The organism is Clostridium fermenticellae (genome assembly GCF_003600355.1).
GTDB classification, from domain to species: Bacteria; Bacillota; Clostridia; order Clostridiales; family Clostridiaceae; genus Clostridium_AV; species Clostridium_AV fermenticellae.
Genome location: NZ_CP032416.1, coordinates 325,631 through 347,500 on the forward strand (window position 1 = coordinate 325,631; position 21,870 = coordinate 347,500).

At 30.2% G+C, this 21,870-nt stretch carries 19 protein-coding genes; 16 read left to right on the forward strand and 3 right to left on the reverse strand.

The window, feature by feature from the left end:
* Window positions 1-70 precede the first annotated feature (70 nt).
* The gene (locus D4Z93_RS01680; protein ID WP_199798400.1) at window positions 71-1,747 is read right to left on the reverse strand and encodes an acetolactate synthase large subunit; all 1,677 of its coding nucleotides are present in this window, start codon (window positions 1,745-1,747) and stop codon (window positions 71-73) included.
* 254 nt (window positions 1,748-2,001) lie between these two features.
* The gene (locus D4Z93_RS01685) at window positions 2,002-2,961 is read right to left on the reverse strand and encodes an L-lactate dehydrogenase (protein WP_119970030.1); all 960 of its coding nucleotides are present in this window, start codon (window positions 2,959-2,961) and stop codon (window positions 2,002-2,004) included.
* A 151-nt stretch (window positions 2,962-3,112) separates the two neighbouring features.
* Between D4Z93_RS01685 and D4Z93_RS01690 the strand changes: the two genes are divergently transcribed.
* On the forward strand, window positions 3,113-4,261 hold the full coding sequence (locus D4Z93_RS01690; protein WP_119970031.1) for a TolC family protein: 1,149 nt from the start codon (window positions 3,113-3,115) through the stop codon (window positions 4,259-4,261).
* A gap of 40 nt (window positions 4,262-4,301) precedes the next feature.
* Window positions 4,302-5,465, forward strand: a complete 1,164-nt coding sequence (locus D4Z93_RS01695) for a TolC family protein (RefSeq protein WP_119970032.1) — start codon at window positions 4,302-4,304, stop codon at window positions 5,463-5,465.
* 43 nt (window positions 5,466-5,508) lie between these two features.
* Here D4Z93_RS01695 and D4Z93_RS01700 read toward each other — a convergent pair whose 3' ends face one another.
* Complete coding sequence (locus D4Z93_RS01700) at window positions 5,509-5,994, reverse strand: C-GCAxxG-C-C family protein (RefSeq protein WP_119970033.1); 486 nt, start codon at window positions 5,992-5,994, stop codon at window positions 5,509-5,511.
* Between the two features lie 89 nt (window positions 5,995-6,083).
* Between D4Z93_RS01700 and D4Z93_RS01705 the strand changes: the two genes are divergently transcribed.
* The 14 genes from D4Z93_RS01705 (at window position 6,084) to D4Z93_RS01770 (ending at window position 21,870) form a co-directional block, all read left to right on the forward strand.
* Entirely contained in the window at window positions 6,084-7,043 is a 960-nt protein-coding gene (locus D4Z93_RS01705; RefSeq protein WP_119970034.1) for a TDT family transporter, read from the forward strand.
* A 172-nt stretch (window positions 7,044-7,215) separates the two neighbouring features.
* Complete coding sequence (locus D4Z93_RS01710) at window positions 7,216-9,063, forward strand: O-antigen ligase family protein (protein ID WP_119970035.1); 1,848 nt, start codon at window positions 7,216-7,218, stop codon at window positions 9,061-9,063.
* 96 nt (window positions 9,064-9,159) lie between these two features.
* Window positions 9,160-10,542, forward strand: a complete 1,383-nt coding sequence (locus D4Z93_RS01715) for a tyrosine-protein kinase domain-containing protein (RefSeq protein ID WP_119970036.1) — start codon at window positions 9,160-9,162, stop codon at window positions 10,540-10,542.
* Window position 10,543: 1 nt separating this feature from the next.
* Window positions 10,544-11,821 (forward strand): glycosyltransferase family 4 protein, encoded by a 1,278-nt coding sequence (locus D4Z93_RS01720; protein ID WP_119970037.1) that lies wholly within the window; start codon window positions 10,544-10,546, stop codon window positions 11,819-11,821.
* On the forward strand, window positions 11,809-12,516 hold the full coding sequence (locus D4Z93_RS01725; RefSeq protein WP_119970038.1) for a nucleotidyltransferase family protein: 708 nt from the start codon (window positions 11,809-11,811) through the stop codon (window positions 12,514-12,516). The genes D4Z93_RS01720 and D4Z93_RS01725 overlap by 13 nt, the downstream gene beginning before the upstream one ends.
* A complete protein-coding gene (locus tag D4Z93_RS01730; protein WP_119970039.1) occupies window positions 12,513-13,592 on the forward strand; it encodes a GHMP family kinase ATP-binding protein in 1,080 nt (359 codons plus the stop codon). Before D4Z93_RS01725 ends, D4Z93_RS01730 begins: the two co-directional genes overlap by 4 nt.
* 13 nt (window positions 13,593-13,605) lie before the next feature.
* Window positions 13,606-14,187: a D-sedoheptulose 7-phosphate isomerase gene (gene gmhA, locus D4Z93_RS01735; RefSeq protein WP_119970040.1), complete on the forward strand. Its 582-nt coding sequence runs from the start codon at window positions 13,606-13,608 to the stop codon at window positions 14,185-14,187.
* A 1-nt stretch (window position 14,188) separates the two neighbouring features.
* Window positions 14,189-14,749, forward strand: a complete 561-nt coding sequence (gene gmhB / locus D4Z93_RS01740) for a D-glycero-beta-D-manno-heptose 1,7-bisphosphate 7-phosphatase (protein ID WP_119974185.1) — start codon at window positions 14,189-14,191, stop codon at window positions 14,747-14,749.
* Window positions 14,750-14,769: 20 nt separating this feature from the next.
* Complete coding sequence (locus tag D4Z93_RS01745) at window positions 14,770-15,891, forward strand: glycosyltransferase (RefSeq protein ID WP_119970041.1); 1,122 nt, start codon at window positions 14,770-14,772, stop codon at window positions 15,889-15,891.
* Complete coding sequence (locus D4Z93_RS01750) at window positions 15,891-17,096, forward strand: hypothetical protein (protein WP_119970042.1); 1,206 nt, start codon at window positions 15,891-15,893, stop codon at window positions 17,094-17,096. The genes D4Z93_RS01745 and D4Z93_RS01750 overlap by 1 nt, the downstream gene beginning before the upstream one ends.
* 103 nt (window positions 17,097-17,199) lie before the next feature.
* On the forward strand, window positions 17,200-18,090 hold the full coding sequence (locus tag D4Z93_RS01755) for a glycosyltransferase family 2 protein (RefSeq protein ID WP_119970043.1): 891 nt from the start codon (window positions 17,200-17,202) through the stop codon (window positions 18,088-18,090).
* Between the two features lie 52 nt (window positions 18,091-18,142).
* A complete protein-coding gene (locus tag D4Z93_RS01760; RefSeq protein WP_119970044.1) occupies window positions 18,143-19,468 on the forward strand; it encodes a glycosyltransferase in 1,326 nt (441 codons plus the stop codon).
* Window positions 19,469-19,555: 87 nt separating this feature from the next.
* A complete protein-coding gene (gene wecB, locus D4Z93_RS01765; RefSeq protein WP_119970045.1) occupies window positions 19,556-20,623 on the forward strand; it encodes a non-hydrolyzing UDP-N-acetylglucosamine 2-epimerase in 1,068 nt (355 codons plus the stop codon).
* 65 nt (window positions 20,624-20,688) lie between these two features.
* The gene (locus D4Z93_RS01770) at window positions 20,689-21,870 is read left to right on the forward strand and encodes a glycosyltransferase (protein WP_119970046.1); all 1,182 of its coding nucleotides are present in this window, start codon (window positions 20,689-20,691) and stop codon (window positions 21,868-21,870) included.

A 21,870-nucleotide genomic window follows, 5' to 3' on the forward strand; every position in this document is an offset into this window, starting at 1 on the left:
TAAAAAATCCAGTCTACTTATAAAAGCAAACTGGGTTTTTATTATGGAGTTTACAAATTTAAGCTTTCATTTATAAATCTTTTATTCTGTATTTTAATTTTAAGTTTTCAGAGTAATCAACACGGCAGTCGATAACAGCAGGAATTTTTTGCTTAAATGCATCTTCAAGAGTAGGAATAAGTTCATCACTCTTGTGAATTGTGTAGCCTTTAAGTCCCATACTTTCTGCTAAAGCCTCAAAATCTGGATTGTTGAAGTTTATGAATTCTGAGTTACCAAACTTTTCTTCCTGTTTCCATTTTATAAGTCCATAGTTGCTGTCATTAAATATAAGTGTTACAAAAGGTGTTCCTATTCTTAGGGCTGTTTCAAGTTCCTGTGAGTTCATCATGAAACCGCCGTCTCCTGTTACTGCAAGTACCTTTCTGTTTGGATGGACAAGTTTTGCGGCAACTGCACCCGGGATGGAAATACCCATTGAAGCAAAACCATTTGATATTATGCAGGTATTTGGCTTGTAACAGTGATAATTTCTTGCAACCCATATTTTGTGTGCGCCAACATCCGATATTACGACATCATCTTCTCCCATGAATTTTCTTACATCATAGAGTATTTTTTGAGGCTTCATGGGGAAAGATTCATCATTTGCGAATAATTCGTAATCTTTTTTCATATTTTCTCTAAGTTCAAAGGCATAATGAGGCTCACTCTGTCTGTCAGAACGCCTTAATATTTCGTATATTGAATCAGAAATATTTCCAACGACCTCAACCATAGGCTGATAATTTTTATTTATTTCTGCTTTTTCAACTCCTACATGAATTACCTTTATCTCTCCATTAGGGTTCCACTTTCTAGGAGAGTACTCTATAAGATCATAGCCGACAGCTATAACGAGATCCGTCTTTTCAAATATTTTATTAATATAGTCTTTTTGGAAAAGCCCTATACTCCACAGTGAATATTTGCTTGTGAAGGGAACTATTCCTTTACCCATAAAGGTGTTTGCAACAGGTATTTTAAGTCTGTTTGACATTTCATTTATGGAACTGCTTGCATTTGCCCTTATTGCTGCGTTGCCAACCAGTATTATTGGATTTTTTGCTCTAGATATTGCAACGGAAGCTCTTTCTATACTGCTGTAATTTGCAAAACTCTTTTCAAGTGTTGGTTTTTCAAGAGGTTTGCCGACTACCGGCATAGCTGCGATATTCTCAGGGAGATCTATATGAACTGCGCCTGGTTTTTCACTTACAGCCTCCTGAAAGGCTTTTCTTACTATTTCCGGAGTTGTATCCGGCCTTACAATTTGTTTATTCCATTTTGTTACAGGTCTAAACATTGAGACAAGGTCTAAATATTGGTGGGAGATTATATGCATTCTATCTGTACCAACCTGACCTGTTATAGCAATAAGTGGTGCACCATCCAAATTTGCATCTGCGACACCTGTCATTAAATTTGTTGCTCCAGGTCCCAGAGTTGAAAGACATACACCTGGTCTACCCGTAAGTCTTCCATATACATCTGCCATAAATGCGGCACCCTGTTCATGCCTTGTTGTGATAAATTTTATGGAAGAGTTATGGAGGGCGTGTATCACATCAAGATTTTCCTCTCCAGGTATTCCAAAAATATATTGAACTCCCTCGAATTCAAGACATTTAACGAGGAGCTCTGCTGTACTCATAGTATTTTTTTCATCCTTATTTACTTTGGATTTTTGGTTCGATTCCGTTGACATAACGAAAACCTCCATTCAATTTTGTATACTTAATTCAAAATTATGCATGAAATCATTCAATATCAAAATTATTATAGCACAATAACCTAAACTGAGGAATAAAATTTAAAAAAAGTTTTGGTATCAGGGTTTAAAAATATAATAAATATAGGATTTACAAGTTTAAGCTTAAACTTACTAGAAATTTTTTACGTGACGTATTTTAGAAATCCCTGCCGGAGCATAAGTTACGCTTTCATTTGCAACCCTATATATTATTTTTCAAAACCGGCAACCTCTATGGTGCTTTTTATACTCTCAGCACTTGCCTTTAACTTTTTAACCTCGTCAGGAGTTAGTGGGACATCAAGTCTTTTTTCGACACCGTTTTCTGAAATTATACAGGGAAGACTCAAGGCAATATCTGTAATTCCATATTCACCTTCAAGAGTAGTTGAAACTGGTAAAATACTATGTTCGTTTAAGACAACTGCTTTTGCAAGTCTGCATGCAGCCATGGCTATTCCAGAACTTGTAAAACCTTTTAATTTGTTTACCCTGTATGCAACATCAACTGTTTCTTCTGCTATTTTATCCCGGTCTAAAGGTTCCTCTGCCTTAAAGTATTTATCAAAATTATCTGAAGTTATTCCCTGAATATTTAAAAGACTCCAGGCAGGAAAAGCTGTATTTCCATGTTCCCCGAGCATATATCCTGTAACATCTTTAGGATCTACTCCGTATTTATTTGCAATTGTTCTCTTAAGACGTGAAGAGTCAAGTGTTGTTCCTGTGCCAAATATTTTTTCTTTAGGGTATCCAAAGAAGTTTTGGGCATAATACACCATCGTGTCTAAAGGATTGGTTATAAGTATTATAACTGCATCCTTAGTGTATTTTACAATTGAACTCATTACGTCTTCAATTACTGATGTGTTTGTTTTTGCAAGGACGGTTCTGTCTTCTATATCTCCACCTATACTTGGACCTGCTGCTACAATAATAACTTTGGCATCCGTACATTCTTCATAGTCCCCGGAATGAATGTATGTATTAGGATTATAAGTGAAAGGTGTTGTATGGGTTGAGTCAAGTGCTTCACCCTCTGCAACCTCTTTGATTTTGTCAATGGTTACTATTTCAGAAAATATTCCAGGTGAAAGAGCAGTATTGAGTACCGCCGATCCTACATGACCTACACCTACAACCACAAGTTTGTTTTTCTTATTATTCATATATATATGCCCCCTTTAATTTTGTATTTTATTATAGTAAATAAAGGGTTAATTTACAAGTGGCAATTAATATTTTTATATGGTAAAATTATAATACTATTGATATTTTAATATACCTAAGAAAATAAAACCATTGGGGGGAGGAAAAGGATTGAAAAAATTAAGGATTTTTGTTGCTGCACTTATTATAGCATTTTCAACTGGTAGCACTGTTTTTGCAGATAGTATAACCCTGGATATAGATTCCCGGATGGAAAATGCGGTAAATAACAATTACAATGTAAAAACTGCAGATATAAAAATACAGCAGAATCAAAATTCATATGACAAGTCCCAAAAAGATGCGGCTATTATAGATGAGGAGCTTTCAAGCGGAACTATTCCTGAAAATCAAGTGCTTCAATATGTACAGCAGAGGGATTATCCTCAGATGCAGTATAAGTATGCCATATACGAGTATACAAATACTAAAGAGGTAGCTAAAAATCAGGCAAAGTTCTCAATATACAGGGAATATGAAACCCTTTTGAATTATAAGGACAATCTGGATCTTGAGCAGGTAAAGCTTAATAACGCAAAGGATAACCTAAATACTGCAAAGCTTAAGCTTAGTCTTGGAACAATTTCTGCAACAGATGAAAAACAGGCAGAGGCAGCTTATACGGCAGAGCAGGCACAGTTTAATACAGTTCAAAGGCAGTATCAAAGTGAGGTTTTAAACATGAATAAGACCTTAAATCTTCCACTTGATACCACATATAAAACTCTTTTGAAGGACAAACTTACTCCATCACCGTATATAAGGTCATATGATAACTATAATGCCGACGCAGTTAAAAATAGAGTTGAAGTTTTAAATGGTAATGAGTATATAAAACTTATGAAGTCTGAGTTTGATACTACAAGTGGAATAGATCCATATACCATGGATGCACCGTATAAAATTGCAAAGTACAACTGGGACATGTCAAAAGAACAGCTCGACATCGAAAAAATAAATATTTCCCTAGAAATAAACAGTCTTTATAATGACCTTCAAAACAAATCACAGCAAATTGACTCATTAAACGACAGTTATAATCTGGCAGAGGATCAGTATAACAAGGCACTTTTAAAATATAATGTCGGTGTAATGAGTAAAATAGACAAGGATCAGTATTATATAAAGGTACTTTCAGCACAGAACAGCTTAAAGGCTGCACAAAGGGAAGTTTGGCTTGCCCAGATAAAAATCAACTATGCGTGTGGACCTGGATATGATACTTCAAGCTTACTTGGAAGTGGAAGTACAGCACAGTAAAATTTTAAATGTGCAATATATTTTGTGAGGAGTGAAATAAGTGATAAATAAGAAATTGGCAGCTGCACTTGCACTGACCTTTGTTATGAGTACAGGGGGGGCATGCTTTGCAGCTGATGCAAGTACAAGCACAGGAACATCGCAGAGTACTACAGATGTTTCAAATCCATCGACGGTCAATTTAACGTTAGATGATGCTTTAAACAGCATAGAGAAAAATAATAGAAGCATTGGACTATTGGATCAGCAGATAGATTTATGTAATAAACAGTATGACAGTGCACATTCAAACTCTTTGGGGCTTCAGGCTTCAAATTTAAATCAGGCAACTGCAGGAAATCAGTATGCGGCTTTAAAAATACAGGAAGACGTTGTTCCACAGCAGGCAGCACTCGCAATTGAGGATGCAAAACATAAGAGAAATAATACTTTAAAGACATTAAAGTTTACGACAGAACAGCAATATATGGCAGTTGTTAATCTTAAGTCTCAAATAGAAAATATAAATGAAACAATAGCTAATGTAAATGATCAGATAAAAGATACCACTTTAAAAATACAGCAGGGTTTGCTTACTCAGGATGCATTAAATGCACTTGAAGTTCAGAAAAGTCAGCTCGAGGCATCTTTAAATACGCCAAAATCTCAAATGCAGCAGGCACTTTTGGGTATAAAACAGGCATTAAATCTTGACTTAAACACAAATCTTGTACTTGCACCAGCTCAAAGAGACTTTGCAAAGTATGATGATTCTGATATTAGTGATAAAATAACTAAATCTGTAGCTGATAATTATGATTTGTACAGTCTTCAGAAGAATATAGATTTTATGGCTATGGAACAGGATATTTATTCCAAATACTACCATAATGATAATTCAAATGAAGTCCAGGCAGGACTAAATGTGCAGAATCTTAAAAATCAACTTGATGAAACAAAGTTAAATAAGACAATAACTCTCTGGAATTCTTATTATGATTTAAAGAACAAAGAGGATGCTGTACAAACTGTGCAAGCAACAGTAGATGCTGATCAGGCATCATACAATTCTACAGAAGCAAAATTAAATCAGGGTATAGTGACGAAGCTTGAGCTCGATTCAGCACAACTTACACTAAATAAGGATAAGTTAAATCTTGAGATGGCTGTGAACGACTATATGGTTGCAGTTGACACATATGAATATAATTTAAGTAATGAATAATACAAGAATACCTAGATTTGTATAATCAAACCTAGGTATTTTTTTATTTTACCTGTATTTTATTATCTTCAATAAGTTCATTTGCAACCCATCGTGCAACTTTTCCTGTTATTTTTATGCAGTGATTTTTTCTGCCCTCACTTTTAAAGTCATCGCCGGTCCATTCTTTTGTTATTACTCTGCAGCATGTTGATTTATATTCATTTTTAATGTAGTCATGGAGTTTCTTGGATTCTTCAAACATTTTGTCATCCATAGGTTGTCCCTTAACTCTGCCGTATACCATACCCAAAGCTATCTGACCACCGGAGATTGCACCGCATACGCAGCCGGATTTACCCATGCCTACAGGAAATCCACCTGCCAGTTTAACAACATCCTGATTAAATGGTTCACCTAATAGATCATTAATGGTACTTACTACTGATTCACTGCAAAAGAATGTACCATTTCTGAAAAGCTCTTCTGCATCAGCCTGAACTTTATCAAGAAGTTCTTCTTTTGTAAGTTTTTCTGTGCAAATTGTCATTATATATCCCTCCTAACATTGTCTCAAATTTAGTATAACATTTATGCTATACTATTGTTAAGACTTTTAAGATATACGGAGGTGTCTTTATGAATCAAATTTTAAAAAAATGTCCGGTGCCTATAGCAGGACTTATACTGGGACTGGCAGCAGCAGGAAATCTTATACAATCTTATGGGCAGATATACCACAATTTATTTGGGTTAATATCAGCAGTATTATTTATTATAATGCTTGTAAAGATTATAAAGTACCCTAAGGGTGTAGCAAAAAGTTTGGACAACCCGGTGGTAGCAAGCGTATTCCCTGCATTTTCTATGGCAATTATGTTATTGGCGGCTTATTTAAAACCGTATATGGCATCAGCAGCCTTTATAATGTGGATTATAGGACTTGTTCTACATATTGCACTAATTATATGGTTTACTAAGAAATTTGCATTTAATTTTAAAATCAAGCAGGTATTCCCGTCCTGGTTTATTGTCTATGTTGGTATAGTCGCTGCAAGTGTATCAGGGACTGCTTTTAAAATGACAGGTATCGGACAGATAGCTTTTTGGTTTGGTTTTGCTGCATATTTAATACTTCTGCCTATAGTTGTTTATAGGGTTGTAAAGGTTAAGCAGATACCAGAACAGGCATTACCTACATTTTGCATATTTGCGGCACCTGCAGGTTTACTTCTGGCAGGGTATATGAATTCATTTGCAGTAAAAAGTACAGCATTGATTTATTTCTTAACGGTATTATCACTTGTTATGTACATAGTGGTTATTATTAAATTATTTGGACTTTTAAAATTAAAATTTTATCCAAGCTATTCGGCATTTACATTTCCACTTGTAATAAGTGCAATTGGAGTAAAGCTTGTAAATAGATTTTTGGTTAAATCCGGGCAGAATATTTTGGCTTTAAAATACCTTGTGAAATTTCAGGAGGTAATAGGAATAGTAATAACATTATATGTTTTAGTCAGATATATTCAATTTCTTTTATCTAAAGATAATGCTGCCATAAATGTAGAAAAAGATAAATCTGCTGCAAGATAAAGTTTTAACTGCAATATTAATTTTATTAATGAATAAAGTGTTACCTTTGTAAATATTTTATTGTACATCCTAAAATACACTTTTAACTCTATGTAAGTTATTGTATAATTAATGTAGTTTTGATATTTAAGGTGAAAAATATGTTTACTTGTGTAATATTGGAGGTAAAGTAATGCAGGACGATTTATATAAGGAATTTTACGGAGAAGAATACGATGATAAAAAGTGGTACTCTGTAATTCCAATAGCACTTTTAGTATTTTTAATACCGATTATAGTATACGGAAAACAGGTCAATCTAACTGGAAACTATTATAGGTTTTGGAATGGAGCGTCTCAGAGTTTAGACTTTTTTTCATACTATAAGTCTATGTGGATTGTAATTTTAACAGTTCTGTTGTCTGTTGTATTTTTAGTAAGTGTATTAAGAAAGTCAATTAAAATACAAAAGATGAGTATATACATTCCTATAGGAGTTTATTCACTTTTTGTTATTTTGTCTACTATTTTTTCAAAGTACAAGGATATAGCTGTATTTGGATTTGTTGAAAGATATGAGGGAATGATAGTTCTTTTATGTTATATGGCTATATTATTTATTACAATAAATATGGTTAACCACAAGTCTGCAGTAAAAGCAGTTTTAATAGCTCTTATAGCATCTGCTGTAGTAATAGGACTTATTGGTATTTTTCAGTATTTTGGACATGATATATTTAAGAGCGTAAGTGGTAAAAAACTGATTTTACCGGCAAGCCTTCAAAGTATGGCAGGCAAACTTAAATTTCAGTTTGGAGACAAGATAATATATTCGACGCTTTACCATTATGACTATGTTGGAAGTTATATGGCAATGCTTTTTCCACTCACATTTACAATGCTTCTGCTTGTAAAAAACAAGATATATAAATTATGTCTTATCCCTGTAACGATACTTATGTTTTTGAATTTACTTTTATGCCATTCACGTGCAGGTGTTTTAGGAGGAATTATTTCTTTAATAGTACTTGCCATAATTTTAAGGAAACATTTAATTAAAAATTATAAAATAACAGCAGCCGCATTAGTTGTAGTCATAGCAGGCGGTATTGGATTTAACATATATTCAAAGGGACTTTTAAGCGACAGAATAGGTTCGCTTTTTAAAGATGCAGGGCAGCTTATGAGTTCATCAAAAAAGGCAAAAACACCTTATCTTAAAGATGTAACGCAAAATAACAATGAACTTAATCTGGCATTTTCAGATAACACCTTAAAGGTTATAAGCAATAAAGGAAAGCTTACTTTTAAAGATGCATCAGATAATACAATAAAGTCTAGTTTGAACAGTAAAAATGGACAAGAAGTATTAAATGATAAGAGGTATAAGGATTTTAATATAGTTGTAACAGATTATTCGGATACATCTTCAAATAAATATGGCATACAAATAAACAGAAATAATTTAAAAATGCCATTTTTATCTTACAATGATCACTTTACATTTACAGATGAAAAGGGCGATTCAGTTGAAATAAAGGATGTACCTAAACTTGGGTTTGAAGGGAAGGAACAGCTGGGATCTGCAAGAGGATACATATGGTCGAGAAGTCTGCCTCTTTTGAAGCACACAATTTTATTTGGATATGGGCCGGATACATTTGCAGCAGAATTTCCACAGAATGATTACATAGGAAAATTAACTGCATATGGAACTTCAACAATGCTTGTAGATAAAGCCCATGATTTATATCTTGCAATGGGACTCAATACCGGAATTGTGAGCCTTATAGCTTTCATAGCAATAATTGTAATGTACTTTAAATCCAGCATAAAGCTTTATTTCACAAATGATTATGAAGAATTTTTCTCGATAGTTGGCCTTTCAGTATTTATTGCAGTTATAGGATATCTTGGGGCAGCATTTTTTAACGACAGCATAGTATCAGTTGCACCTGTATTCTGGACACTTTTAGGGTTAGGGATAGCTGTGAATGCTGTGTTAAAAAATGATAAAGCTAAAGCAGAAGAGCAGCTTTAATTTATAAGTTTAAGCTTAACAGAGCTTTATTTCAGAAAAGTTTATTATATCCGATAAGATATTATAAAAGCATATTTAGTTTAGCAGGAGGAAGCTATGGAAGAAGAAACTTTGGATTTAAGAGACCTTTGGAAGATTATAAGAAGGCGAAAATGGATCATTATAAGTATAACAGTTGTATTTTTAATCTTAGGATTAATTATGGGATTTATGATGCAAAAACCAGAAGAAATAAATAGTAATGGTGATGTATATGAATCCACCGCGAGCATACTTATTACAAATTTTTCGGATGAAAAAGGTAAAAGTGTAAAAGGTCAGGTAGAGCTAAATCAGCAGTTAACAAATATATATGGAACTATTGCAAATTCGGCAACTGTAGCAGGGAAAACTATAAAAGATATGAAGCTGAACATAAAGACGGATGAATTTACTAATGATATAAATGTAATAGCAGATGCTAATTCGCAAGTGATTAAAATATACTATTCAGGAGATAAGAATAATAATCAGCAGAAGGTATTGACTGCCTATGTTAAAAACTTTATTGAAGAAGCGGATAAGGTATATCCACAGGGTAAACTCAAGGTATTGGATGAACCTTCCGAAACTCAGGAAATTTCACAAGATGATTTTACCAAGTTAATTACTCCTGTGCAGCAAAGTGGGCAGCAGACAACGACAACAAGCAAAACAACACCGAAGGCCAAAAGTAAAAAACTGATTTTAGCGGTAGCACTGTTTTTAGGACTTATGGTTGGATTCGGAGCAGCTTTTGTAGTTGAATATTTGGATAATACGGTTAAGAAAAGGGAAGAAGCAGAAAGAATACTGAATCAGTCAGCAATTGAAATTATTCCTTATGATAAATTAAGAAGTGGTGAAGTTTATAAGGAAGCTTTCAGAAGTTTAAGAACTAATCTTAAACAAAAGGGTAAGGAAAATGTATTTGTAATCACAAGCCCGTCAGGTAAAGATGGGAGGACTTCTATATGTTTGGATTTGGCAAAGTCATTTGCAGTTATAGGGCATAAAGTACTTATAATAGACGCAGATGGAAGAAATCCAAAAGCAGGTTCAGAATTTAACCTTAAAAGTGATTTTGGATTAAGTGATATATTAATGGATAGTAAATATAAATTTGACAACATCAGCAGATTTAAAATTGATGAGGAAAATATATATACACTGTGCTGGGGAAACCAAAAGGATAATCCATCAGATTTACTTGATAATGGCAGGCTTAAAAATATCTTGGAAGATATTAAGAATCAATTTGATTATATAATAATAGATACACCGGCATTTACAAAGTATTCTGATGCCCAGATTATTGCAAGGGTGTCAGATGATATTAGTGTTTTAGCTTTGATTACAGAAGGAAATACAAATGTAGATGACATAAAAAGATTTAAAGAAATTATTGAGTTATCACAGATAAAGTTAAGTGGATTGATTTGGAGGAAAGAGGGGATTTAGTGTGAAAAAAATACTGTTTTTTACTACAAGATCTCCTATAAAACCTTCATCAGGTCGAGAAATTAGTCTTTATTATTATATAAAGTACTTGCATGAATTATATAATTATGAAATTGTGGTTTTTACATTTGGCAGAGAGAAAAAATGCATAGTTAGACCTGCTGATTTTATACATAAGTTATATACCGTGAAATCTCCGAGCAATATGGATATATTCAAAAATGTTATAAAGAAAGTTATTTTTGGTAGATATCCACTTCAAGTAGCTATATTTTATTCTCTAAAAATAAAATATAAATTAGATGAGATTATAAAAAAAGAAAGTCCTGATATTTTAATATCGGATATGGTTAGAACAAGTGAATATTTTAAGGATTATAAAATGACTAAAATTTTTGATATGGATGATATGTTGTCTTTGAGATATAAAAGTCAGCTTGAATCAGAAGGTGAGTTAATAAACCCTTTTGGGGCTTATTTTGATAAATTGCCGGGAGTATTAAAAAAGATCTTAGATAAAAATTATGTAAAGATATTTATACTAAAATATGAGCAGATGGCATTACAGAAATATGAAGTTAATATATCTAATAAATATGATGCAGTCGTATTAGTATCACCAAAGGAAGTTAATTATTTAAATGAAAAAATGGATACTAAAAAAGCATTTGTTGTTTCAACGGGAGTGGATTGCAAATATTTTGAAGATAAAATAATAAATAGGGATGAAAATATCATAACTTTCCTGGGAGTATATTCAGCACCACATAATGAAGATGCAGTATTATATTTTTATAGGGATATATTGCCAGCAATAAAGAAAACTAATCCTAATTTAAAATTGAGATTGGTAGGGGGCAATGTTACAAAAAAAGTGGAAAAACTTAAAATGGATGCTTCTATTGAATTAGTTGGAAGAGTGGAAGATGTGAGAGATTATATAAAATCAAGTAAAGTATTTGTAGCACCACTTAGATTTGGAAGTGGTATAAAAACTAAAATATTGGAGGCAATGGCTATGGAAGTACCTGTTGTTACAACTTCAGTGGGAGCAGAAGGTATTGGATTAGAAAATTATGAGAATGTAATAATTCAAGACGATCCTAATAAATTTGCCAAGGCTGTGTGTGAATTGGTAGCGGATAATGGTTTATATAATAGGATAGCTAAAAATGCAAAAGAATTTGTAATGAATAATTATGATTGGAATGTTCAAATGAAATCTTGGAAAAATGTATTTGATTTTGTAGAGAAGGATGATAATAAATGCAGGCAGTAATCCTGGTGGGTGGACTTGGCACTAGATTAAAAGGGATAGTGAATGATAAACCTAAACCAATGGCACTTGCGAATAATAGGCCATTTTTGGAGTATCTTATCAATAAATTAAAGAACAGTGGAATAACAGATATTGTTTTGGCTGCAGGATATATGGCAGAGTATATAAAAGATTATTTTGAAGATGGAAAAGATTTTGGTGTTAGTATAGGTTACTCTATTGAAAGTAAACAGTTGGGCACAGGCGGTGCATTAAAGAATGCGGAAAGACTTTTGCATAGTGAGGATATTCTTATTTTAAATGGCGATACATATTTTAATATAAATTTTAATGATATGTATGCTTTTCATAAAAGAAATAAGAGTTATTTTACTATGGCATTAAGGAGAGTTGATGATGTATCTAGGTATGGTACTGTTGAGTGTAATTATAAAAATGTAGTAACTAAGTTTATTGAAAAGGATGATTATTTGCATTCCAATTATATAAATGGCGGTATCTATATAATAAACAAAAAAATTTTAAAGTATATAGCTGCTGATAGGAAAGTATCCTTAGAAAATCAAGTTATTCCTAAAGTAATGAAATATGAATATATATACGGATTTAAAAGTAAAGATTATTTTATAGATATAGGTATTCCGGAAGACTACTTTAAATTTTGTGAGGATATGAAAAGAGGAATGATAAAATGATTATAAGATCAAAGGCACCTCTTAGAATAAGTTTTGGTGGTGGAGGAACTGATGTGTCACCTTATTGTGACGATCATATTGGAGTTGTTTTAAATAGTACAATAAATAAATATGCTTATTGTTCAATAGTTCCTAATGATACAAATGAAATAGTAGTAAATTCACTGGATTTTGATATGACTGTTAAATACAATTGTAGTGAAAATCTTGTTTATAATGGCAAACTTGACTTGGTTAAAGCTGCATTAAAAAAAATGAATATAACTCAAGGATGCGAAGTTTATCTTCAATGTGATGCTCCTGCCGGATCAGGACTTGGAACATCGTCAACAGTTGTAGTTGCACTTTTAAGTGCTATGGCAAGATGGAAGGGTATAATTCTGGATCAATATGCATTAGCACATATTGCTTATGAGGTTGAGAGGAAGGATTTAGGGATATCTGGAGGATATCAAGATCAATTTGCCGCAACTTTTGGAGGATTTAATTTTATGGAAATAAACGGTGATGATATAGTAGTGAATCCCCTTAAGATAAGAAAAGATATAATAAACGAATTGCAGTATAATGTACTTCTGTGTTATACAGGTAATATACATATTTCAGCAAACATAATTAATGATCAAGTCAATAATTATGAAAATAAAGATGTAGAGGTTATAAGTGCTATGCATGAGATAAAAGCATTGGCATATGCGATGAAAAAAGAACTACTTAGAGGAAACCTAAATAATTTTGGCATGCTTTTAAATTATGGTTGGGAATGTAAGAAGAAAATGAGTAATAAGATATCAAATTCTCAAATAGATAAATTATATAAAGAAGCATTAGAAGCTGGAGCATTAGGTGGAAAGCTTCTAGGAGCAGGTGGAGGAGGATATCTTCTTGTGTATTGTCCATACAATAAAAAACATATGGTAGCCGAGAGATTAGAGGAACTAGGTGGACAACTTATGGATTGGAATTTTGATTTAAGAGGAGTTCAAAATTGGGTCGTTGATGATAAAAGATGGGTTTATGATGAGATTGCAATAACTACAACTGAGGGAAATTTTAAATTTGATCTTTCAAAGTAGGGGGACTAAAATGATGAATAAATTAATAAAGCAACAGATAATGGATAGCATAGGAGTTAAACAAGAAATTCTGGCTGATGATAAATATATAGACCTTATTCAAAATATATCAAGAGTTATAATAAATACATATAAAAATAATGGCAAGGTACTTATCTGTGGAAACGGTGGAAGCGCAGCAGATTCACAACATATAGCCGCAGAATTTGTAAGCAAGTTTAAGTTGGATAGAAAGCCGATTTCTGCAATAGCTTTAACAGTTAATACATCGATTTTGACTGCTGTATCAAATGATTATAGTTATGATAATGTATTTAAAAGACAAGTTGAAGCATTTGGGAAAAAAGGTGATGTACTTATTGGAATAAGTACAAGTGGAAATTCAAGAAATATATCATTAGCTCTAGAAAAAGCAACAGAATTAGGTATGATATCTGTAGCACTCCTTGGATGTGATGGAGGAGAAAACAAAAACTTTGCTGATTTATCTATAATAGTTCCATCCAACGATACTCCCAGAATACAGGAATCACATATAATGATAGGACACATAGTATGTGATATAGTTGAGAAGGAACTGTTTGGTAAAAAGTAAAATGAATAAAGCTGTTTTTTTAGACAGAGATGGAACTATAAATGTAGAAAAAAATTATCTTTATAAGATTAAAGATTTTGAGTTTATAAATGGTGCACCTGAAGCAATAAAGATATTAAATGACAATAAATATAAAGTTATAGTAATAACAAATCAGGCAGGTGTAGCAAGAGGATACTATACAGAAAATGATATAAAAATATTGCACAGCTATATTCAGTCACAATTAAGAAAATATAATGCACATATAGATGCCTTTTATTATTGCCCACATCATCCAACAGCTGGTATTGGTGAATATAGGATTGATTGTGAATGCAGAAAACCTAAAAATGGCCTATTTAAAAAGGCAATTAAGGACTTTAATATCGATGTCCATGAATCTTTTGCTTTAGGGGATAAAGTATCTGATTTGAAACCAGCGTTAGAATTGGGAATTAAGTCTATACTGTTGAAGACAGGTTATGGTATTAGAGAAAAAAATTATATTCATAATTTTGATGTCTTATTAAAGGAAGATATATTAGATGCAGTTAATTATATATGTGAGAAAACTACTTGATTAATTTAGGAGATTTTTATATGAAAGTATTATTGATAACACCAAATGATATTTTAAAAAGTGATGGTGGTGGTATTGGAGTAAGGAAATTTTATTTTGCTTTAAAAGATATGAATTTAAAACTTTACGTTTATTCTCCAAACGAACTAAATGAATCATATATTGTGGCAAATAAAAATAGAATAAATGATATAATGTCTAGAATTAAAGGACATTCCAATTATATGTATGTTGACTATAAGGTTAATAGGGACAAAGTTTTAAAACTTAATCCAGATGTAATAATACTTTCAAATAGCAGACTTGGATTTATTGCAAAAGATATATCATTAAATTTAAAAAATACAAAAATAATAACTCATGTTGACAATATAGAATATGACTATTGTTGTGATTATATGAATAAATATAAAGGTATGAAAAGATTTTTATTAAAAAAGATTGAGAAAAAGAATGTAAAATCAGATGAGGGTATGGCTTTTAAATATAGTAACCATATAATTTTTTTAACGAAAAGAGATAGAGAAAGGGCAAAGTATATTTATAATAATAGGATTAAAAATTCCACTATACCAGTCTGCCTAGAAAAAAAGAACATTAAATTTAAATCTAATAATTATAAGGTTAACTTTGTATTTTTGGCTTCATTATGGTATAAACCCAACTGTGATGGAATTATATGGTTTATTGAAAATGTATGGAAGAAAATTGATTATTCAGATTGTAGCTTAATTATAGGTGGTAGAAATCCTTATCAAGAATTAACAAATTATAATGGAAAATTTAATATAAAAGTATATCCTAATTTTAATTCTATAGAGAATATTGTATATAAAAATAGTGTTTTTATATCACCGATATTTGATGGCTCAGGAATGAAGGTAAAGGTTGCAGAGGCGTTATCTATGGGATTTTCTATCATTGCTTCAAATGAATCTTTGGTAGGATATGAAGAGATAATTGATAGAGACAATAAATGTATTTATCATGCGAATAATTCTCAGGAATTTATTAAACAGATAAATAATTTTATATCGAATTTTGAAAATATAGATAATGACGCTATTATAATGTTCGAAAAATATTATTCCTATAATAGAGTTAAGAATGATTTAATTAAAGTATTAGAGGAGAATAGCTGATGAATATATTAAAATTGAAATCTGATATAATAAATTATTTGTTCATTGTAGCTATTTTTTCTGCATATTCTTTATTTAAAATATCAAGCTTTTATGTACAAATTGTTTTTGTGTGTATGATAATAATATATTTTTTAAGTATTTGTTTCATTTCTTTTAATAGAGAAAAAATGGATACTTATATAATTACATTATGTTTTATGATATATTTATTGTTAAATTGGTTAACTAAAAGCAATGCTACAGTTACAAGTTTAATTTTGGTGAGTTTTTACTTTGGGTTAATATTTTTAACTTATAGAGATATAGAAGAAAATAAGTTCAACAAATTAATAGATATTTATATTAAAGTTGTATCAATTTTAGCTATATATGGTATATATCAGTTTTTTGGACGTAAATATGGATTACCATTTTCGGATTTAAGAATCTCACAACATATGGTAGGTGGGTTTAATTGGTCTAATAAAATTAATATCGCTAACAACACATATTATCGAAGTAATGCTATATGTCTGGAGCCAAGCTTTTTCTCACAGTATTTAGCTATGAATATTGGATTTTTACTTGTAAAATTTGACAACAATTTAAAAGACTATAAGATTATTTTTTTAATGATTATTAATTTTATAGCTTTAGTAATGAGTTTTTCAGGAAGCGGTGTATTATTGTTAATTACAATATTATTATGGTATTTTATTAAGAACATTTCGATAAAACATATGCTAAAATATTTACTAATAGGAGCTTTAACTATTACCATAATAATTATGATTTGCTTGATACTAAATAAGGTATATTTGATAAATAACATCATATCTTACTTTTTAAGTAGAATTAATGAATTCCATAAAAGTAAGATGTCTGGTTCAGTAAGATTTAGAGAGTCGTACCTTAATATGATGGGGTTAATTTCTCAGTATCCGGTATTTGGGAAAGGTATTGGATCAACTTTTAATTGGTTTGAAATAAGAACTTCAACTATAGCTAGAGTAACAAGTGAAATTGGAATTTTGGGTATAGTATTATGGATATTATTTTTAATATCATTAGTAAATAAAAATAATATTAAAAATAAGTATTACAATATAATACTTATTTTTATATTTTTGGGCAATATTTTGGGAGAAAATTTTGCTACTGCTTTTTATTGGGCTTTTATATATTTAGTTAATTGCAAAATAGTATTTAAGAACAAAAAATAGTATAGAGTTTTTAATAGGAAGTAAAAACTATAGCGATTTAATTAATTTTATATAGTTAAGTAATTTTTAATATAGAATAAGTATTAATAAGAGGAATGATATAATGCCACTAATATATATAATTTTAATTAATTATAATGGTTACAAAGATACGATAGAATGTGTAAATAGCCTGAAGAAAATAAATTATAACAATTATAGAGTACTGATAGTGGATAATGCTTCTATGAACGATTCTTTAGAAATTTTAAAACGAACCTTAAAGGATTGTATTATTATAGAATCAAAAAAAAATTTAGGATTTGCAGGTGGAAACAATTTAGCTATTAAGTATGCACTTGATAACAATGCTGATTATATATTATTATTAAATAATGATACTTTAGTAGAGCATAATTTTTTAGAAAATATGTTATGCTCTTTTAGTAAAGATAGCAGCATAGGTTTAGTTGGATGTAAGATAATGTATTATCCTGAAAGAAATATAATATGGTATGGTGGTGGGTATGTGGATTGGTTTAAATTCACGGGTATCCACTATGAAATGGGTAAGGCTGATGTAAAGTGTGATGCGGAGAAGGAAATAAATTTTATGACAGGATGCTCCATGCTTATAAAAAGAGATGTTTTTGAAAAAGTCGGACTATTATCTGAAGAATATTTTATGTACTATGAAGATGTAGATTTTTGTGTAAGAGTAAATGATGCTGGTTATAAAATTTGGTACAATCCTAATGCTGTTATTTATCATAAAATTGGATTATCAGCAGGTGGAGAAGAGTCACCTTTTTCTATAAAATGGTGTACAAGGAATAGGATTTTATTTATGAATAAGTACAAAAATAAGGTTTCTAAAGCAGAATTTATTTTTTCAAGATTATTTTTTTATGTTACTAGGATTATAAGATATTTTCAGTATAAATTTCAAGGTAGAAGTGATAAAGCAAAAGCTATTATAGATGGTATTAAGGAGGTCAGATCTACAATTTTATGATTTTATTTATTGAATAATAATATAAGATTCTTAATTTTGTTGGAGTTTTGAGATGAAAAATGTATTAATTATAGCATATGATTTTCCACCTATGGGTGGAGGCGGAGTAATGAGGGTGGCAAAATTTATAAAATATTTGCCTATGTACAATTATAATCCAATAGTTTTAACAGTAAAAAAATTAGATTATAGTCCTATTGATAAAATTTTATATGATGAAGTAAGATATAGCAAAATTTATAGAATTAGAGATGGAATATGGTTTGAAAAATTTAAACAAATAATTAAAGAAAAAAATAATATTGATAAAGAACAGCCGTTAGAAAATTATAAGAAAAAATCTATAAAAATAAGTTTATTAAAAATAGCAAAACGAGTAAAACAAGCGTATGTTAATAATTTAGTAATTCCAGATTTAAGTATTAATTGGGTTAACAATTCAATTAGTAAAGCTATTGATATTATTAAAAATGAGAATATTGATATAATTTTTGTTACATCACCTCCACATGGAGTACAATTATTGGGCATAAAACTAAAAAAAATGTTTCCAAATATGCCTTTGGTTGTAGACTTTAGAGATGGATGGACAATTAATCCTCTATGTAAGCCATCAAATAAAATCAAAGAAAAAATAGAAAAAAAGTATGAAAAAACTCTAATTAAGTTAGCTGATAAAGTAATTTGTGCAACTAATCCAATTGAAGTTGAATATAAAAATATATATAAAGAATTTTCAAATAAATTTATAACTATAACGAATGGATATGATGGAGAAAATTATAATTTTAATGAAGATAATTATATTAAAGATAATAATTTTACAATAATTTATTCTGGAAGTATAGGTGGTAAACAAAGACCAGCAAAATATTTTTTAGAAGCATGTAGGAATATTATAGTTGATAAAGATATAAAAAAGGTATTAAAAATAGTATTTATAGGTACTTTCTTCGAGGATAAAATTTATTGGATTAAACAGTTAGGCAAAAATATCAAGTTTATTTCTCATATGCCTCAAAGCGATGTAATAAAGTTTACCGAGAATGCTGAATTGTTAATGGTAACATTTTTACCGGAGCAAGGTGGTAAAACAGTATTAACTGGTAAAATATTTGAATATGCTGCATCAAGGAGACCAATCATTGGATTGGTACCAGATAGTGCGGCGAAGGATTTTATATTAAATAATAATTTAGGATTTTGTTGTGAACCTACAGATATTCATGCTATTGAGAATGTTATAAAGAAGACTTATGAGTTATGGAAAAATAACCAACTCTATATTAATAATTCTAATGTAAAGTTTATAGAACAATATGATAGAAGAAAATTAGCTAAAAAATTAGCTTATTTATTTGATGAGTTGTTAAGATAATTGATAGAAAGTATTCTATTATATATGAAGCAATTTTACTAAAATATGATTTTAAGTTATATAATTTGTGAAAGTTATGGTGGTAATATGAGAGTAAGTACAATTTTAGGAGCGAGGCCTCAGTTTATAAAAGCAGCGGTAGTTTCTAAAAAAATAAGAGAAAAAAATAAAGAAATTATTATACATACTGGCCAGCATTATGATGATAATATGTCAAAAATATTTTTTGATGAGTTAGAAATTCCTAAGCCTGATTATAATTTAAATATTGGTTCGGGATATCATGGATTTCAAACGGGTAATATGCTTATAAAAATAGAAGATATACTTTTAAAAGAAAAACCAGATATTGTTCTTGTATATGGTGATACAAATTCTACCATAGCAGGCGCATTGGCGGCAAGCAAATTGCTTATACCAATAGCACATATAGAAGCAGGTCTTAGGAGTTTTAATAAAAACATGCCTGAAGAACAAAATAGGATTTTAACAGACCATATATCTGACTATTTATTTGCACCAACGGAAACATCAGAAATTAATTTAAAAAAAGAAGGCATTAGCAGAAATGTGTTTAAAATTGGTGATGTTATGTATGATGGTATTCTGCATTTTAGTAAATTAGCCTCAGTAAAAAGTATGATAATTTCTAGATTGAATATAAGGGATAAATATATTTTGGCAACTATACATAGGGCAGAGAATACGAATGATATAAGTAAATTAAAGAATATTGTACAAGCTTTAAATGAGAGTGGTAAAAGGATAATATTGCCTTTACATCCTAGAACACAAAAATATATATCACAATATAATTTAAAAATTTCATCAAATGTAAGTATAATCCATCCAATAGGATACTTAGATATGTTAATGTTAGAGAAAAATGCAGAGAAAATATTAACTGATAGTGGTGGTGTGCAAAAAGAAGCTTTTTTCTTGGGGAAACCCTGCATTACATTAAGAGAAGAAACTGAATGGATAGAAACAGTAAACAATGGATGGAACATATTAGTAGGATCTAATGCAAAAAAAATTATTCAATCTATAAATGAATTTTTGCCTCAAAAAGAAAGAAAAAATTATTTTGGAAATGGTGATGCGGCAGATAAAATAGTAAATATATTAAATAAAGGATTATTTATTAATAAGTAAAATATTTAATAAAATAATTATATTGTCAAAAATATAGTTTCAAATTTAGGATGTGAGAGCACTATATGAAACAAAATAATCGTATAAAAGTATTAGTTATACCATCATGGTATCCATGTCAAAATAATATCATTAATGGTGTTTTTTTTAAAGAACAAGTAGAAGCATTATCAGGATATGGAGTTAATGTTGGTGTTATTTATGCTGAAACTCAGTTAGGACTTAGAAATATTAGTTTATCAAAATTAAGGAGTTACCATTTTCAGACAATGAAAATTTTAGAGGATGGAGTTTTCACATATAGGTTTATGGGCTATAGCTTTCCACCTAAAATTAGAGTATTGAAAAATAAATTTTGGATAGATAGAATGGTAAAACTAGCGGATAAGTATATTGGCAACAACGGAATACCAGATGTAATTCATGCACATAGTGTATTGTGGGGAGGATATGTAGCCTATATAGTTTCAAAAAAGTATTCTATACCATATATTGTAACAGAACATTTTTCAGGACTAGCACGTGGATTAATATCCAAACGGGAAAAATTATATGCCTTTAAAGTATTTGATAATTCGAGAAATATTGTTTGTGTTTCAAATTCGCTTAAAAACTTGTTAGAAAATCAATATAGTGTTCATAATTCTATTGTAATTCCTAATATGGTAGATACAGAGTTTTTTTATAAAGGTTCACGGAAATGTGATTCTGAGCACATATTTACATTTTTAGATGTATGTTTTTTAACAAAAAACAAGGGTGTTGATGTGCTAATAAATGCATTTTATAGGGCATTTAGATATGATAATAAAGTTGTCTTACATATAGGTGGTAATGGAGAAGAACTTCCGAAGTTAAAGGAACTTGTTAAGAAGTTAAAGATAGAAAAAAAGGTTATATTTTTAGGTGAGTTAGATAGAGAAAAAGTAAGGCATGAGATGCAAAAAGCTAATTGTTTTGTATTGTCAAGTCACTTTGAAACATTTGGTGTAGTTGTTATAGAGGCATTAAGTACAGGATGCCCAGTAATTGCTACAAAGTGTGGTGGACCAGAAGAAATTTTAAATAAGGATATTGGAGTATTAACTGAAAAAGGTGATGTAGAAAAATTAAGTCAAGCTATGAAATATGTTTATAATAATTATAATAAATATAATAGCGATTCTATAAGGAAGTATACTATTAAAAATTATAGTAAAGAGTCAGTTTGTAAAGAAATAGTTAATTTATATAGAAAAATAATCTAA